The sequence below is a fragment of the Gilliamella sp. Gris1-4 genome (assembly GCF_001690335.1).
GTDB classification, from domain to species: Bacteria; Pseudomonadota; Gammaproteobacteria; order Enterobacterales; family Orbaceae; genus Gilliamella; species Gilliamella apicola_P.
The window spans coordinates 1-16,924 of record NZ_LZHA01000090.1; the positions used below are offsets into that span (position 1 = coordinate 1).

Consider the following 16,924-nt stretch of genomic DNA (forward strand, 5'->3'; position numbering starts at 1 on the left):
TTTTTAGACCACAAATTAAATCGCCTATAGACAGTGCTCCATTCACCAAACTCTTCTGGCAAATCTCGCCAAGGAATACCGGTTCTCATTCGGAAAAGGATCCCTTCAAACGTCATCCGATGCTCGGATTTATTATAAACTCGGCCGGTATTTTTCATTATTTGTAGTAGCTTTTCCCACCGTTTATCTGTTAGCATTGTTCTTGGCATGATGAATCGAGTTATGGTTGTTTTTGGCTGAATTATTATAACTCACATCATGCCGTCTAAAAAATAATCATGAAAGATCAACACGCCCTAATGATAATCTCTTCAATCTTCCCACTTTGAATAAGCTGTAATATCTTATCTGGTAGTTCAGATACACTTTGATCCCAATTTTCATCTGTGCTAGCAATAGCTACCATATTTTTACTAAGTAATTTGTTTTTATCTGTATTTGCATCATCTAGTATGCGGTTAGCAAATATGTTATTGTAATTGAAAAGGGTTTTAAAAGTTGATAGATCCAGATGATGAATATTATTATAAGCGCTATCAGAGTAAAACGTTTTTTCTTTTAATGAGTCTTTATAAATTAGTGATAAAACTTTATTAATATTGTTTCTCTTGCCTTTTTCTACTTTATCTTCTTCATGCTTATTATATTTTCTAACTCGAGATGAAAGTTTATCATATTGATTTTCTAAAGATTTTTTAAATAAATCGCGATCAATAGAGTATTCATATATAAAGTAAAAACTCTGATTTTTGGGGCTTAAATCCATTAAGTAATCTGCAAAATTACGAATATCATCTGTGATGCTATAATCAATCTGTATTTTAATATATATGGAAGGGTTTGTTATTTGGGCTTGCTCAGTTAAGGAGTCGGGGAAAATAAGTTTATCAATTTCTGCTAGATGTTCTTCTTTGTTTATTGTTTTTTCAAAAATCTTAATTATTAATGAAAATATTTGTGTTTGCCAATTTACGCAATCACGGATAGATAAGTCGTTATAACTGATTTTTCCATTACCAAATACCTTGTTAAACAACTCAACTAATGATGTTTTTCCACAGTTATTAGCACCAGCTATAATAGTAGCATCATTATCTGTATCGATCTCAATATCTTTTAGTTGGCGATATCCTAACACTTTTATTTTTTTTAGTTTCATTAAACTCTACCCCTATTGAATATACACACTCTGTTGATTAAATATGATAATATAGTCAACGACTCCAATAGTACAATAAGCTTTCTAATTTCCTTTAATATAATATCTAAAACTATTAATAATGTGTAGACATTCCAAGCGTTGTTTTACAGTAATTTGAGAAGCTACTGTAATGAATATACATAAAAAACAAAACTAACGCCTTATTACAGACAAGAGATATGGCGCTTATATCATAAAGAAAAAATAACGGTCACTGATTTGGTAAAACGCTTTATGGTTAGTCAGCCTACCATTTATAATGTACTAAAGAAAGCCCGATTGAAGTTTTTTGTTCCTTTAACCAGTAAGAATGAACGTTATAAAACCATTCGTTATTGAATTAAACGTCTGGTTAAAGTCGAAAAAATCGATTGAAGATAAATTAAGACGGCAAGCTAAACGCTATAACAAAACCTATCCGCGTGAAATTCTATACGTTGATACCAAATGTTTACCTTTACTTAAAAATGAAACGAAACAGCAAACTAGAGAATGTTTATTTGTCGGTATTGATGATTTTTCACGTGAGCTTTATGCGGGTATTTACCCCGATAAATCCCAATTTAGCTCAGCACAATTTTTACAAAACGATGTGTTAGCCCAATGTCCTTATACTATTGAATGTGTTTATTCCGATAATGGACGTGAATATCAAGGCACCAGCGAACACTTATTTGTTAAAACGTGTAATAACCATCGTATTAATCAAAAATTCATCCCTCCGCCTTGCCCACAAACGAATGGAAAAACCGAAAAGAGTGATACTAACTTTAAATTGAGATATGGCATAATCAGCAAATATTTAGCGATTCAAAAGATAGAAAATAAAAACTTAAACGCTTTATTAATTTTTATAATACCGTTAAACCGCATAAAGCGATTTCAGGGAAAACGCCTTATGAGTTTTTAGAAGATTATTTTAACCATGAAGTGTAAACAACTCAGCGTTTTCCTACATATAACTAATTGGTTTTGGTATCTTATATCAAAACCAATTATAGGTTTTCACATTTAATCCAGCCAAATTTACTCCACGGTAACCGATTTTGCTAAATTACGAGGCTGATCGACATCGGTTCCTTTGATCAAAGCAACATGATACGCAAGTAGTTGTGTAGGTACTGTGTAATATATTGGTGCAGTAAGTTCTTCAATATGGGGTAGGTTTATAATGTGCATGGTGTCATCACTAACAAATTCCGAATCTTCTTGGGCAAAAACATACAGTTGACCGCCACGCGCTCGAACTTCTTCTATATTAGATTTTAATTTTTCTAGCATTTCGTTGGTTGGTGCCATAACAATCACTGGCATATCAGCATCAATTAATGCAAGTGGACCATGTTTGAGTTCACCAGCAGCATAGGCTTCAGCGTGAATATAAGATATTTCTTTGAGCTTTAGCGAAGCTTCCATAGCGATTGGATACTCATCACCTCGACCTAAGAATAGCGCATGATGTTTATCCACAAAATGACTAGCTAGTTTTTTTATTTGAGGTTCTGCTGTTAGCACCTGTTCAATGCGGTTTGGTAGGACTTGTAGTGCATGCACAATAGCCTGCTCAGTACTTTCAGCAATATTATTTATGCGTCCTAATTTAGCAACTAGTAGCAATAAAACCGTTAATTGTGTGGTAAAGGCTTTAGTTGACGCAACACCGATTTCAACCCCCGCCTTGGTTAATAGAACTAAATCTGCTTCGCGCACGAGTGTTGAGGCTGCCACATTACAGATAGCAAGGGTGCTTAGGTAATTATTTTCTTTGGCTAATCGCAATGCAGCGAGTGTGTCAGCCGTTTCCCCAGATTGTGAAAGGGTGATAAATAAGCTATTTTTGCGACGAGCTGGATTTCGATAACGGAATTCTGATGCAATCTCGACATCACAAGGAATTCCTGCTAAAGCTTCAAACCAATAACGTGCAACCATACCTGCATTATAAGCAGTACCACAGGCAACAATTTGAACATGCTCAACCTGTTTAAGGATGGCTTTGGCTTCATCACCAAGTTCGGACAAATCAACTTTACCATGTACCATGCGGCCTTCAAGCGTATTTTTTATTGCATTAGGTTGTTCGTAGATCTCTTTTTGCATGTAATGGCTGTAGCCTGCTTTACTACCCGCATCATACTTTGCATCAGATTCTAAACATGGTCTTGCTACTTCTTGATGATTTTTGTCTAAGATTGTTACTTTTCGGTGAGTGATAAGTGCGATATCACCTTCTTCCAAATAGATAAATTGGCGAGTGACGGGTAATAGTGCTAATTGATCGGATGCGATAAAGTTCTCACCTACACCACAACCTATAACTAAAGGACTGCCTGAACGTGCCGCAACAAGTATATCTGGATTGCGAGTGTCCATAATGACTGTACCGTAAGCCCCTCGTAGTTGCGGAATAGCTTTTTGTACAGCGTCAAATAAGGAACAATCTTCTGTTGATATAATGTTATGAATTAAGTGAGCAATAACTTCAGTATCCGTTTCTGAACGAAATTGATAACCTTTGGCGATCAGCTTTTCACGTAGTGGTTCAAAATTTTCGATAATTCCATTATGCACAACGGCAATAAAACCAGATACATGTGGATGAGCATTGTGTTCAGCTGGTTCACCATGAGTTGCCCAGCGAGTATGAGCAATTCCTGTAGATCCTTCTAGTGGATGCTGTTCAATGGCATCTTTAAGTGCTTGTACTTTGCCAACACGGCGAACGCGTTGTAATTCACCTTGTGATGAAATAATAGCCAGTCCTGCCGAGTCATAACCACGATATTCTAATCGTTTTAAACCTTCTAATAATATTTCAGCAACATCACGTTTGGCGATAGCACCTACAATTCCACACATATCTTATTCCTCGTTAGTTAGCTTTGTTGGTCGTTTCCAACCAGCAAGTTGTTTTTGTTTTACTCGGCTTACGACCAATTCGTTCTCATTCACATTATTGGTAACCGTTGTCCCTGCTGCAATAGTTGCCCCTTTACCCACTTTTACAGGTGCAATTAATTGCGTATCAGAACCGACAAACACATCATCTTCAATAATAGTTTTAAATTTATTTGCACCGTCATAATTACAGGTGATGGTGCCTGCACCTATGTTGACGTTACTACCAATTTCGCTATCGCCAAGATAGCTTAAGTGTCCGGCTTTGCTTGCTTGGCCTAGATGTGCTTTTTTTAATTCAACAAAGTTGCCAACATGGGCTTGTTCATCAAGCTGTGAACCAGGTCGTAGACGGGCGAAAGGTCCGATAGTGCACTGTTTAGCGATAGTTGAATCTTCAATAATGCTATACGGACTGATTGTTGAATTGTCATCAATTGAGCAATTTCTTAAGACACAGCCTGCACCAATAAATACGTTATTGCCTAGTTTGACATTTCCTTCAATAATTACATTACAATCAATCGTAACATCTTTACCATGCGATAGTGTGCCTCGTAAGTCAAAGCGATTTGGATCAAGCAGTGTTACACCAGCTAGTAATAAATTTTGAGCTTGCAGATGTTGATATTGTCTTTCTAACATTGCCAATTGTAGGCGATTATTAACACCTTCAACTTCAAATTGTTGAACTGGGTGCGAGGTTAAGATTTTATAACCATCTTGGTAAGCAAAAGCAATAATATCGGTTAAGTAGAACTCTTTTTGCGCATTATTATTGGTTAAACGTAGTAACCAACTTTTCAATAATTTTCCGTTAACTAGCATTATGCCAGTGTTAATTTCATTGATTTTTTGTTGTTCTGGTGTAGCATCTTTTTGTTCAATAATAGCAACAACTTTGCCATTTTTGCGTTCTATTCGACCATAACCTGTTGGATCTTCAAGAATAACAGTTAATAAAGCGATGCCTTGCTGGGGTTTACTGGCAATTAAAGTTTGTAGTGTTTGAACCGATATAAGGGGCGTGTCGCCATATAAAATTAAGATATCTTCGTCATCTTGAATGTAAGGGATAGCTTGTTGCACAGCATGACCAGTACCTAGTTGTTCAGCTTGATATACCAGTTGCACATGTTGCTCTTTAAGCGCATCTTTAAGCTGTTGTTTGCCATGTCCATAAACAATATTGATGCGATTTGTATTAAGTTGTTGAACTGTATCAATCACATGTTGTAACATCGGCTTGGCGCCAATTTTATGTAAAACTTTAGGTAGGTTGGAATGCATCCGTGTGCCTTTTCCTGCCGCCAAAATAATTGCACTTAGCTTTGGTGGTGAAATTGCCATAATTGGTTCCGATCTGGTTGAATTAGCGTAACACTATAATCAAAATTTTTAATGAAATCATCCCCAATCTTTTAATTTTTATCATAAAAAAAGTAAAATTGATATTTACCAAAGAGTTTAACAAAAGAGGCAGCAAGTTATGAATTCCGCTATAAAAGTTTTATTACTCTATACCACACATGAAAAACAGACATTTAAGATTATGCAACGTATAAAAACACGACTTAATGGTCGATGTGATTGTGATGTTATTGAACTGTTACCTGATACTAAAATCGATTTGACGCAATACCAAGCAGCCTTATTGGGAAGTTCGATTCGTTATGGATTTTATAGCAAAGTGATGAAAGTATTTATCGATAAGAATTATCAGCAGTTAAATAGTATAAAGTCTGGATTTTTTGGGGTAAATATGGTTGCGAGGAAACCCAATAAAAATACACCAGAAACAAATTTATATACCAAAAAGTTTTTAGCTAAAATAGCATGGAAACCAGCTTTTATTGCTGTTTTTGCTGGCGCGCTTTATTATCCTCAATATAATTGGTTTGATCGCAATATGATCCGCTTTATTATGTGGTTAGGGAAAGGTGACACTGATGTAACAAAACCGGTTATTGAATATACAGATTGGGCAAAGGTAGATGAATTTGCTGAACAGTTTTATACTTAAACGTATAGTTACCGGAAACTTTTTTACAAAAACTTGATATTTTTCTAAAGATATCAAGTGTTCAACTTCTTTTAAAGAAACTTTGTGATATAGATCAACATTTCGGCTAAAAAGGTGTACAATACTGCGCCTATAGAATCTGTCTCCTAATTGGAATTTTAATTGTGATTGAAAATTTAAGAAATATTGCCATTATTGCTCACGTTGACCATGGTAAAACAACATTGGTTGATAAGTTATTAAAACAGTCAGGTACGCTAGATAATCTACGTGGTGACGATAACGAACGCATCATGGACTCTAATGCGCTCGAAAAAGAGCGTGGTATTACCATTTTAGCTAAAAATACCGCTATTGATTGGAATGGTTACCGAATTAATATCGTTGATACCCCAGGACATGCTGATTTTGGTGGTGAAGTTGAACGTGTTATGTCTATGGTTGATTCTGTATTATTGCTCGTTGATGCAATGGATGGACCAATGCCTCAAACACGTTTTGTAACGCAAAAAGCATTTGCTTATGGTTTAAAACCGATTGTGGTTATCAATAAAGTAGACCGACCAGGAGCTCGCCCTGATTGGGTGGTTGACCAAGTGTTTGATCTGTTTGTTAATTTAGGAGCTACTGATGAACAGCTAGATTTCCCTATTGTTTATGCTTCTGCATTAATGGGTATTGCGGGCTTAGATCATGAAAATATGGCTGAAGATATGACGCCACTATTTGAAGCGATTGTTAAACATGTTGAACCACCAAAAGTGGATTTAGATGGTCCATTCCAAATGCAAATTTCTCAACTTGATTATAATAATTATGTTGGCGTTATTGGTATTGGTCGTATTAAACGTGGTCGTGTTAAACCAAATCAACAAGTGACTATAGTTGATAGTGAAGGTAACAAACGTACAGGTAAAGTAGGGCAAGTGCTAGGTCATTTAGGGCTGCAACGTTATGAAGCTGAAGTTGCCGAAGCTGGTGATATTATTGCATTAACTGGTCTTGGTGAACTCGGTATCTCTGACACGATTTGTGATAACAGTTGCGTTGAAGCTCTGCCGGCATTAACTGTAGATGAACCAACAGTAACTATGTTCTTTAATGTTAATAGCTCACCATTTGCTGGTAAAGAAGGTAAATATGTAACATCTCGACAAATTCTTGAGCGTTTAAATAAAGAGCTTGTACATAATGTTGCGTTGCGCGTTGAAGAAACTCCAGATCCAGATGCTTTTAGAGTATCGGGTCGTGGTGAATTGCATTTATCAGTACTAATTGAAAATATGCGCCGTGAAGGTTATGAGTTAGGTGTTTCTCGCCCTAAGGTTATTTTTAGAGAAATTGACGGTAAAAAACAAGAACCATTTGAACAAGTTACGCTTGATATTGAAGAACAGCATCAAGGTTCAGTAATGGAAGCCCTTGGTTTACGTAAAGGTGATCTAACAAACATGTTACCAGATGGTAAAGGTCGCGTACGTTTAGATTACGTAATTCCAAGTCGTGGACTTATCGGTTTCAGAACTGAATTTATGACTATGACTTCAGGTACAGGTTTACTTTATTCTACATTTAGTCATTATGATGATATTCGCCCAGGCGAAATTGGTCAGCGTAATAATGGCGTAATGATTTCTAACGGTACAGGTAAAGCATTGGCTTATGCGTTATATGGTTTACAAGACCGTGGTAAGTTATTCCTAGGTCATGGTGCTGAAGTATATGAAGGGCAAATCATTGGTATACATACTCGTTCAAACGATTTAACTGTTAACTGTTTAACGGGTAAAAAATTGACTAATATGCGAGCATCAGGTACCGACGAAGCAACAACACTTTCACCACCAATTAAAATGTCATTGGAACAAGCGTTAGAGTTTATTGACGATGATGAATTAGTTGAAGTAACACCGTTATCTATCCGTCTTCGTAAACGTCATTTGACGGAAAATGACCGAAAACGTGCATTTAGAAGTGGTAACAAAGACTAATTAATATTAGTCCTATCGTAATATGAAAACCTCGCTATTTAGCGAGGTTTTTTTTTGCTTTTACTCTAGCAATGGCATCGGCGATAGACTGTTTTCGGTCGATCGATGTGCTAGTTTTGTTTGCCATCGGTGTGGTCCGAGGAAACAAAATTGTTGGCGGCACCAATTGGTTGTGATTTAATCGCTGTTGCTTTTTCTCAGTTAGCGCTAACTCTTCTGATTCACTTAATACAGTGCCTAAGGTACTTAATGTAATACAGTCTGTTGGACAGGTATTAATACAATTACTACACGAGGTACATAACTGTGGCAAAATAGTGTGTAATACTTGCTTACTGCCGACAATGGCATCAGTTGGGCAAACACGAATGCATTTGCCACAGCCAATACAGTTTTCTTCGTCAATAAATGCTTTATATTGTTCTTGGGTTTGCATAATCACTTCTTGCATTAACTTAAACCTACAATATTACCATCCTTGTCAATATCAATATGCCTATAAGCAGGATTAGTACCAAGCCCTGGCATGGTCATCACATTTCCAGCGTAAACACGAATAAAGCCAGCCCCTGCTGAAATAGCCAAATGGCTGATATCAACGTCAAAATTAGTTGGTACATTTTTTAAGTTAGCATCGGCACTAATTGACATTGGTGTTTTAGCAATACAAAGAGGCAAATGATCCAGTTTTAATTCTTCGATCTCTTTGATGTTTTCCAGTGCAGTGGCTGATAAATTAGCTTTGTTAGCACCATATTTTTTTACCATGGTTTGAATCTTATCTGCGAGTGGCATATTATCAGGATAAGGCAATTTAATTTCACTTGGCATTTCACACGCTTTAATAACATGTTTTGCTAATTTTTCAGCGCCTTTACCGCCTTGAGTAAAGACTTCACTCACTTCACAGGCAAATGCACCGTGTTCAATCGCATATTTTTGTAAAAACGCTAATTCTTCTTCACTATCGTGTGGAAAGCGATTAATAGCGACAATTACTTGTAATCCATAGCTTTTGGCATTGTTGATATGCCATGCTAAATTGGCAGCACCAATTTTAAGTAATTCAACGTTTGACTCAGAAATTTCTTTTGGAATTGCTTGCCCAGGTTTAATATTATATTTACCACTGTTAGATTTTAAACTACGAACTGTTGCAACAAGAACTACACATGAAGCTTTAATGCCAGCTTGGCGATATTTGATATTAAAGAATTTTTCCATACCCATATCCGAACCAAAGCCCGCTTCAGTCACGACATAATCAGCAAGTTGTAAAGCAATGCGATCGGCAATGACAGATGAGTTACCATGAGCGATATTAGCAAAAGGTCCAGCATGAATAAGTACCGGTGTATTTTCAACGGTTTGCATCAGGTTTGGATTAATCGCATTTTTAAGTAACACAGTCATGGCGCCAGCAACTTCAAGTTGTTCTGCGGTAATGGCTTCGCCTTGCGTATTATAAGCAAGAATAATACGACCAATACGAGCACGCATATCATGTAAATCTGAAGCTAAGGCTAAAATTGCCATGAGTTCTGACGCTGCGGTAATTTCAAATCCATCTTGGCGTGTAACACCATTAACGCCACCACCAACACCGACAGTTATTTTACGAAGCGCACGATCGTTATGATCTATCACTCGCTTCCACACAATGCGATTTACATCAATGTTTAGACGCGGTAAACCTGTTTGTGCAGTAAATTCATCACCTAAACGTTCTTCATGATAAAGCCTTGAATCTAAAGCAGCCGAAGCTAAATCATGTGCGGCAGTAATGGCATGAATGTCACCTGTTAAGTGTAGATTTAATGTTTCCATTGGCAAAACCTCGGCTTTACCACCGCCAGCAGCACCACCTTTAACACCAAATACAGGACCTAAACTTGGTTGACGGATACAAGCGATTGCTGACTTACCAATATAATTTAAGCCCTCACTTAGCCCGATAGTATTAACTGTTTTACCCTCACCAAGTGGCGTCGGCGTGATAGCAGTAACTAATACCAATTTACCGTTAGGTTTGTTTGGTTTGGTTTTAAGAATGGATAGATCAACTTTTGCCACATGCTTGCCGTAAGGCAGGACAAATTCTTCTGGAATGTTGCATTGTTTAGCTATTTCGGTAATTGGATGTAATGGCATATTAATTCTCATCTAACAGTAATTTGGGTTATCAGTATAAATAATTTGATTTGCCGAATAAAGCGACAATTTTATCTTTATCGTTTTTCGGCACAATTCACAATTATCTTGTTATAATTACTAAATCTATTCAATCAACATATATTTCATTAAAGGATAATAATTAAATGAATTGGTTTTCTGAGTATTCACTTTTTTTAGCTGAAACAGCAACAGTTGTTATAGCAATTTTAGCTGTACTTGTTTTTATATTAAGCCAACGCCGTAAATCAGCAACGGTGGCAGGGCGGTTATCGGTTAAAGATATTAGCCAAGAATATGAACAAGTTAAAGACGACATGTTAATGTCAAGCATGGACGAGTTAGAAGCTAAGCTGTTTATGAAAGATCTTAAAAAACAGAAAAAAAATGAGAGAAAGCAAGCGAAATTAGCAGCTAAACAAAAAAAGAAACAAGCTAAAAATCAAGAAAAATCTGCCGAACAAACTTCGTCAGATTCAGATAATGTAGCGAAACCAGTAGAAAGTAATACAAACCAACAAGTTAAACCTAAATTATTTGTATTATCTTTCAATGGCAGCATGAACGCACACGAAGTTGAAGAATTACGCCAAGAGATCACTGCTGTATTAGCTGTTATTAAGCCTGAAGATAAAGTTGTCATTAAGCTTGAAAGCCCAGGTGGCGTGGTTCACGGTTATGGTCTTGCTGCATCGCAATTATTACGGTTTAGACAGCGTGATATACCTTTCACTGTAGTGGTTGATAAAGTTGCGGCAAGTGGGGGATATATGATGGCTTGTACCGCTAACAAAATTGTGGCAGCACCATTTGCAATTGTGGGTTCAATTGGTGTGGTTGCGCAGATCCCTAATTTTAACCGCTTACTCAAAAAACATGATGTAGATATTGAATTACAAACGGCAGGTGCGTATAAGCGTACATTGACGATGTTTGGTGAAAATACCGAAGAAGGACGTCAAAAATTCAAACAAGAATTAGAAGAAACTCATCTTTTATTTAAAGACTTTGTTAAAGAGTATCGCCCAAATGTTGATATCGAACAAGTTGCAACAGGCGAACACTGGTTTGCAACTCAAGCTAAAAATAAAGGCTTAGTTGACGAAATCAGTACGAGTGATGACTTTATTTTATCTCACTTAGAAACACATAAAATTATCTCAGTCTGCTATCAACGTAGGCAAAAGCTATCGGAAAGAATTTCGAAGAACGTGATGAAAAGTGTAGAAAGATTGTTTTTCAGACAAGAAAACGGGCTGTAATAGCCCTTTTTTATTTAGCAAATACTTATATCCTCTTAGACCTAAAATTCAAAAATCATAAATTAAGCTCACTTTTGACGTAAAAGTTTATCAGCAACTAATTAATTTTTAACGATAGCATTAATTGCCAAAACTGAATATCCATTATTCTAAATAGGTTTAATATATAAGCAATCCATAAAAATTAATGGATAAACTCTTTCCTTTAATTACATTTCTTTATGTTTCTCCTTGAGGACAATTAATATGTTTCAATGGCTTTCAAATTGGGTTTTAGATGGACTTAAACACTCCCCAGAAATTCTATTATTTTTATCGTTAAGTTTAGGGTATTTAATTGGTGGCATTCGAATGGGTAAATTCCAACTCGGTGGTGTTGCCGGTTCGTTACTTGTCGCTGTTGCTTTAAGTGTTTTTGGCGTTACTATTGATGCTGGGGTTAAGTCGATTCTCTTTGCACTATTTATTTATGCTGTGGGTTATGAAAGTGGTCCTCAGTTTTTCCGTTCATTAGGTGTGAAAACATTACGCGAAATATTCTTAGCATTATTTATTGCTGTCGCAAGCTTTGTGACTGTTGTAATTTTAGCTAAAATATTCAATTTAGACAAAGGCCTTGCTGCTGGTTTAGCTGCAGGAGGATTGACCCAATCAGCCATTATGGGCACAGCCTCTGATGCATTAAGTCAGCTTGGATTAAGTGCTGAAGAATTAAGTAAAATGCAAGCTAATGTCACTATTGGTTATGCAGTCACTTATATATTTGGTTCACTAGGTGCCATTATAGTGTGTGTCAATATTCTACCAAAAATAATGGGTAGAGATATTGGCGATGATGCAATTAAAGCACAAGCAGAACAGCTTCATGGTTCGCTCTTATTGGGCAATGATCAAAATTTAGCTTTATCTGATATTAGTGGTCGTTTGTATCGTATTACCAATAAAATCAACCAAACTGTTTCCCATATTGAACAAGCTGTAAATGGTATCAGTATTGAACGTATTAAACGTGGCAATAAAATAATAGAAGCAACCCCTGAAACAGTATTAAAGTCAAAAGATATCATTCTGGTTGTGGGTCATCGTGACGCTATGATTAAAGCACAAGATCTACTTGGTAGCGAAGTAAATTCAGCATCAGGTATGGATGTAGTGATGAACAAACTAGATGTTGAAATGCGTAATAGCCGTTATGTGGATCAAAATCTTACTCAAGTACTTCAATCTGACGAAGTTATGAAATTAAAACATGGAATATACCTTTTGGCTATTCATCGTGATGGACAATCCCTTCCACTTAATAACGATATTAATTTAAAACTTGGTGATGTTATTACTATTTATGGTGCTGATGGTGATCTTCGTCGTGTTGTGGATAAAATTGGTGCTCCAATCACTAAAAGTGAAAAAACTGACTGGATATTTCATGGTTTAGGGCTTGTTGTAGGTCTTATTATTGGTTTAATCGTTATACGTGTTAGCGATATTCCTATTACATTAGGAGCTGGTGGTGGTGCGCTTTTATCAGGATTATTATTTGGCTGGTATCGCTCTGTTCATCAAACTATCGGTAACATACCAACTGGTGCTGTGCAACTTTTAAAAGATTTTGGCTTGGCAGGTTTTGTGGCGGTTGTTGGTTTAAGTTCTGGTCTTCAAGCGATTAATACTATTAAAGAACAAGGTTTATTCCTATTTTTAATTGGTGTTGTTGTTACTTTATTGCCAATGTTACTTGCCATTTATTTTGGTAAATATGTACTAGGCTATAAAAATGTAGCGGTGTTTGCTGGTGCTTTAGCGGGTTCGCGTAGTGCTAATCCTGCTTTTGGTGAAGTGCTAAATAAAGCCGGTAACTCAACACCAACCAACTCTTTTGCCATTACTTATGCTTTAGCTAATGTTTTCCTAACTTTATTAGGACCATTAGTTGTTGCTTTTGTTTAATTGATCCATCAAATTAAGGATACAAATGTATGAAAAACAAAACAGAATACAGTCAATATGCTAATTTAAGTCCTTTTGAATTAAAAGATAACTTAATTAAACTGGCACAAAGTCATACCGATCGCGTAATGTTAAATGCAGGTAGAGGCAATCCCAACTTTCTTGCTACTTGGCCTCGCCAAGCTTTTTTCCAATTAGGTGTATTTGCAACCCAAGAATCCGAAATGTCATTTTCATATTTAAATGAAGGTATTGGTGGCATGCCAATTAAAGCAGGACTAACAGGACGCTTTGAACATTTTATTTGCCAAAATTACAACACTCCTGGTGTTGCCTTTTTAGGTAAGGCATTTTCTTATATTCGTGATCAACTAGGGCTTGACGAAAACGCCTTTTTACAAGAAATGGTAGAAGGTATTTTAGGATGTAATTATCCAGTACCAGATAGAATGCTACATTTTAGTGAAGATGTGGTTAAAGCATATGTTTTACAACAAATGGGTGCTCAATATCTGGATCGTAATGATATAGATTTATTTGCTGTTGAAGGTGGCACAGCTGCCATGGCTTATATTTTTAACTCAATGAAAGAAAATGGATTAATCCAAAAAGGTGACAAAATTGCCATTGGCGCACCTATATTCACGCCTTATCTCGAAATTCCTGAACTTAATGATTACCAATTAGTTGAGGTATTAATCAATTCTGATCCTAACTCAAATTGGCAGTATCCTGAGTCAGAATTGCGTAAATTAGAAGATCCAGCAATTAAAGCCTTTTTTGTTGTTAATCCTTCAAATCCACCATCAGTTAAAATTGATGATAAAAGTTTAAAAATCATTGCTGAGATTGTTAAAAAACGCCCTGAATTGATCATTTTGACTGATGACGTTTATGGAACATTTGCCGATGATTTCCAATCTTTATTTGCAATTTGCCCTCAAAATACTATTTTAGTTTATTCATTCTCTAAATATTTTGGTGCTACAGGTTGGCGTTTAGGTGTTATTGCAACAGCACATGATAATGTAATAGATAAAGCCATTAAAGCGTTACCAAGCAAAACCAAACAGATCTTAAATAAACGATATAGCTCAATTGTTACTGACCCTGAAAATCTAAAATTTATAGACCGCTTAGTAGCCGATAGTCGTGCGGTTGCATTAAACCATACTGCTGGACTATCAACACCACAGCAAGTACAAATGGTATTATTTGCATTATGTGAAATGATGGATAGTGATCAAAGCTATAAAACAGCATTAAAATCGCTAATTCGACGCCGCGCAGCATCACTTTATCAACATTTAGGTCTTAAACATCAAACCGATGAAAACAGTGTAGATTATTACACTCTAGTGGATCTTGAACATATTTGCCGAGAATTATATGACGATAAATTTGCTAAATGGATCCTAAAAAATAAAAATCCATCTGAAATGTTATTCAGAATTGCTGATGAAGCAGGTGTTGTACTACTACCGGGTAAGGGATTTGCTGTACAACATCCTTCTGCTCGAGCATCGTTAGCAAACTTAAATGAATATCAATATGCCGCAATTGGATTATCAATGCGTAAATTAGCAGAAGAATATTATGCTGAATATAAAGCGAAGAATTAATAGTTAAACAGTTAGACTAACAAACCTAATCAAAAAACCCTAGCTAAGCTAGGGTTTTTATTTACCCAATAAAAATAACACCCATCTAGTTACTTATTATTAAAGCAAATAACCTTTCATAAAATACCGTTTAAAAAATTGATTTTATTTGATTTTAAATTGATGCTCTTTAAGGAAAAGAAGTCGTTTCCTAAATAAAGAATTGTTGTCCAAGAGGGCAACTTGGTTAATGCTTAGGCGACTTAGTATTTTAGTCATTATAATAGCAACAACAAATTATTTGCTGTTCTTATGGATTAACTTTAGGACCATAACCCCAACCTAACATATGTGGCATGTATTGTTCTGTATTACTATTTTCATCATATGAAACACTCATGTCATTTTCATCTTCATAATCGCTATAAACACCAACAAAGTCTTTTAAATCACCTAATTCTGGAATTGGAACTAATCGATCAGTTGAAACTATTTCATCATTTTTAACATAAGTGATACGCCAAACTAATTCTTTAGCTGCTTCAGCTCCATATAAATTATCAGCCAATACTTCTAACGGTTTTAAAAAAGTAGTGATATCACCACATAAATCGGTTTCCGCAACACAATAATTAACAGCAAGTAATCGATATACTTTTTTACCAACAATATACCTTGTAACAGCTTGTTTAGCTTCTTTATTTTCATCAATAATAATAACAAAACGACCATCATCAATATCGGCTGAGTAAGTTAAATATTCAATACCATCATTTAAAACTTCATGCTGTTTTTTAAATATAGAGACTTCTTCTGTATTTGGGGCAGCAAATGTGGTTGCTGTAAAAAATAAAGATACAGCGGTTACTAATTTCAATAGATTATTCATTATTGTTTATTCCTATGTGTTTTAAGAGCATACTACTATAAATTAAATCGACTATAAATTTAAGATACATTACTTATTAAAATAAACTATACTTATAGCTATCCAATAAAAATAATATATTAAATTATTATTTAAAAATAAATTTAGATAAAAATCGCTCCGGTAGACTATTGATTTTATTAAAGTTTTTATTTTGCTGTTTTCAAGCTAAATCAATCACTTACACAACCTAAGCAAAGCGCCGACTAAAACAAATCAACAAAACCACGAACAGCGCCCTAATAACAGCAAATTAACCGCTCTAAACCTTTTTTTTAACGAAAATTTAAAATTAAATAAAATCAACCAAATAATTATAAAAACATAATATCTTCCCAAAAAAGATGGCTATGTTGTTTGTCTTGTTTCGGCGTCAGACAAATAGACAAATTTGACTGGAACAAATTTGAACATCAGAGCATAGCGAAGATGGCCTCGTAGAGGCGAGTATCAGGATGATACAAGTAGCGTAGCCGAAGGCCACATTCTGTAGCCAAAGCGTGGGATTGCTAAGGGAATTCGCTTTAAATTCCCTTGGCTCGGACGTGTTCACAACAGCTATTTTGTTCACCAAAAGTCAAAACGTCCGAAACCACTGCACCCAAACAAAACAAACCCCAAACTTGCCCGCTAACAAATCTTTACAATAAACCAACAAAAAAAGTGGCGGATTATTTATCATCAAGTTATAATTTTTGAGCTTATTCAAGCAGGAAATCGTTCAAAAATAAAGCAAACGGATAGAGAAATTGATAAAAAACAAGAAATTATTTGGCAAGGAAATAAAAATGCATTACCATGGTTGGCATCTGGCATCTGGCATCTGGCCTGCCAAACCTATGCCCTAAATCTTATTGATTCGCACGGTAGCCAAAGTAGGTCGCCACAGTTATTTTCATCA

Annotated in this window: 13 protein-coding genes; 6 read left to right on the forward strand and 7 right to left on the reverse strand. The window is 35.7% G+C overall.

Features of this window, described 5'->3' with window-relative positions:
• Both A9G31_RS11225 and A9G31_RS11230 read right to left on the reverse strand, forming a co-directional pair.
• On the reverse strand, positions 1-209 hold a 209-nt coding region (locus A9G31_RS11225), incomplete at its 3' end, for a transposase (RefSeq protein WP_141671360.1).
• A gap of 77 nt (positions 210-286) precedes the next feature.
• A complete protein-coding gene (locus A9G31_RS11230) occupies positions 287-1,159 on the reverse strand; it encodes an AAA family ATPase (protein ID WP_065561703.1) in 873 nt (290 codons plus the stop codon).
• 352 nt (positions 1,160-1,511) lie between these two features.
• Here A9G31_RS11230 and A9G31_RS11235 point away from each other — a divergent pair, with 352 nt between their 5' ends.
• Positions 1,512-2,111: a DDE-type integrase/transposase/recombinase gene (locus A9G31_RS11235; protein WP_218056465.1), complete on the forward strand. Its 600-nt coding sequence runs from the start codon at positions 1,512-1,514 to the stop codon at positions 2,109-2,111.
• A gap of 116 nt (positions 2,112-2,227) precedes the next feature.
• Here A9G31_RS11235 and glmS read toward each other — a convergent pair whose 3' ends face one another.
• Positions 2,228-4,060: a glutamine--fructose-6-phosphate transaminase (isomerizing) gene (gene glmS, locus A9G31_RS11670; RefSeq protein ID WP_065561704.1), complete on the reverse strand. Its 1,833-nt coding sequence runs from the start codon at positions 4,058-4,060 to the stop codon at positions 2,228-2,230.
• A 3-nt stretch (positions 4,061-4,063) separates the two neighbouring features.
• Entirely contained in the window at positions 4,064-5,449 is a 1,386-nt protein-coding gene (gene glmU, locus A9G31_RS11675) for a bifunctional UDP-N-acetylglucosamine diphosphorylase/glucosamine-1-phosphate N-acetyltransferase GlmU (protein ID WP_141671456.1), read from the reverse strand.
• A gap of 139 nt (positions 5,450-5,588) precedes the next feature.
• Here glmU and hemG point away from each other — a divergent pair, with 139 nt between their 5' ends.
• Together hemG and typA are read left to right on the forward strand one after the other, a co-directional pair.
• Positions 5,589-6,122 carry a menaquinone-dependent protoporphyrinogen IX dehydrogenase gene (gene hemG / locus A9G31_RS11250; RefSeq protein WP_218056466.1) on the forward strand — a complete coding sequence of 178 codons (534 nt, stop codon included), beginning with the start codon at positions 5,589-5,591 and terminating at the stop codon, positions 6,120-6,122.
• Between the two features lie 164 nt (positions 6,123-6,286).
• Positions 6,287-8,113 carry a ribosome-dependent GTPase TypA gene (typA, locus tag A9G31_RS11255; RefSeq protein ID WP_065561705.1) on the forward strand — a complete coding sequence of 609 codons (1,827 nt, stop codon included), beginning with the start codon at positions 6,287-6,289 and terminating at the stop codon, positions 8,111-8,113.
• 34 nt (positions 8,114-8,147) lie between these two features.
• On the opposite strand, the gene A9G31_RS11260 is transcribed toward typA, so the two are convergent.
• Both A9G31_RS11260 and A9G31_RS11265 read right to left on the reverse strand, forming a co-directional pair.
• Positions 8,148-8,564, reverse strand: a complete 417-nt coding sequence (locus tag A9G31_RS11260) for an RnfABCDGE type electron transport complex subunit B (protein ID WP_051634234.1) — start codon at positions 8,562-8,564, stop codon at positions 8,148-8,150.
• Positions 8,564-10,264 carry a formate--tetrahydrofolate ligase gene (locus A9G31_RS11265; protein WP_218056467.1) on the reverse strand — a complete coding sequence of 567 codons (1,701 nt, stop codon included), beginning with the start codon at positions 10,262-10,264 and terminating at the stop codon, positions 8,564-8,566. Before A9G31_RS11265 ends, A9G31_RS11260 begins: the two co-directional genes overlap by 1 nt.
• A 167-nt stretch (positions 10,265-10,431) precedes the next feature.
• On the opposite strand from A9G31_RS11265, the gene sohB reads away from it, so the two are divergent.
• From sohB to A9G31_RS11280, 3 genes are all read left to right on the forward strand, one after another.
• Positions 10,432-11,547: a protease SohB gene (sohB, locus tag A9G31_RS11270; protein WP_034912717.1), complete on the forward strand. Its 1,116-nt coding sequence runs from the start codon at positions 10,432-10,434 to the stop codon at positions 11,545-11,547.
• 246 nt (positions 11,548-11,793) lie between these two features.
• Entirely contained in the window at positions 11,794-13,494 is a 1,701-nt protein-coding gene (aspT, locus tag A9G31_RS11275; protein WP_065561707.1) for an aspartate-alanine antiporter, read from the forward strand.
• A 29-nt stretch (positions 13,495-13,523) separates the two neighbouring features.
• On the forward strand, positions 13,524-15,116 hold the full coding sequence (locus A9G31_RS11280; RefSeq protein WP_065561708.1) for a bifunctional aspartate transaminase/aspartate 4-decarboxylase: 1,593 nt from the start codon (positions 13,524-13,526) through the stop codon (positions 15,114-15,116).
• A gap of 289 nt (positions 15,117-15,405) precedes the next feature.
• On the opposite strand, the gene A9G31_RS11285 is transcribed toward A9G31_RS11280, so the two are convergent.
• Positions 15,406-15,984, reverse strand: a complete 579-nt coding sequence (locus tag A9G31_RS11285; protein WP_065561709.1) for a hypothetical protein — start codon at positions 15,982-15,984, stop codon at positions 15,406-15,408.
• Between the last annotated feature and the right edge of the window lie 940 nt (positions 15,985-16,924).

What these genes read in the sequence shown, in the direction of transcription:
- A9G31_RS11230 (WP_065561703.1), bottom strand. Translation starts at nt 1,159, where the DNA reads ATGAAACTAAAAAAAATAAAAGTGTTAGGATATCGCCAACTAAAAGAT.
- A9G31_RS11235 (WP_218056465.1), top strand. Translation starts at nt 1,512, where the DNA reads ATGAACGTTATAAAACCATTCGTTATTGAATTAAACGTCTGGTTAAAG.
- glmS (WP_065561704.1), bottom strand. Translation starts at nt 4,060, where the DNA reads ATGTGTGGAATTGTAGGTGCTATCGCCAAACGTGATGTTGCTGAAATA.
- glmU (WP_141671456.1), bottom strand. Translation starts at nt 5,449, where the DNA reads ATGGCAATTTCACCACCAAAGCTAAGTGCAATTATTTTGGCGGCAGGA.
- hemG (WP_218056466.1), top strand. Translation starts at nt 5,589, where the DNA reads ATGAATTCCGCTATAAAAGTTTTATTACTCTATACCACACATGAAAAA.
- A9G31_RS11260 (WP_051634234.1), bottom strand. Translation starts at nt 8,564, where the DNA reads ATGCAAGAAGTGATTATGCAAACCCAAGAACAATATAAAGCATTTATT.
- A9G31_RS11265 (WP_218056467.1), bottom strand. Translation starts at nt 10,264, where the DNA reads ATGCCATTACATCCAATTACCGAAATAGCTAAACAATGCAACATTCCA.
- sohB (WP_034912717.1), top strand. Translation starts at nt 10,432, where the DNA reads ATGAATTGGTTTTCTGAGTATTCACTTTTTTTAGCTGAAACAGCAACA.
- aspT (WP_065561707.1), top strand. Translation starts at nt 11,794, where the DNA reads ATGTTTCAATGGCTTTCAAATTGGGTTTTAGATGGACTTAAACACTCC.
- A9G31_RS11280 (WP_065561708.1), top strand. Translation starts at nt 13,524, where the DNA reads ATGAAAAACAAAACAGAATACAGTCAATATGCTAATTTAAGTCCTTTT.
- A9G31_RS11285 (WP_065561709.1), bottom strand. Translation starts at nt 15,984, where the DNA reads ATGAATAATCTATTGAAATTAGTAACCGCTGTATCTTTATTTTTTACA.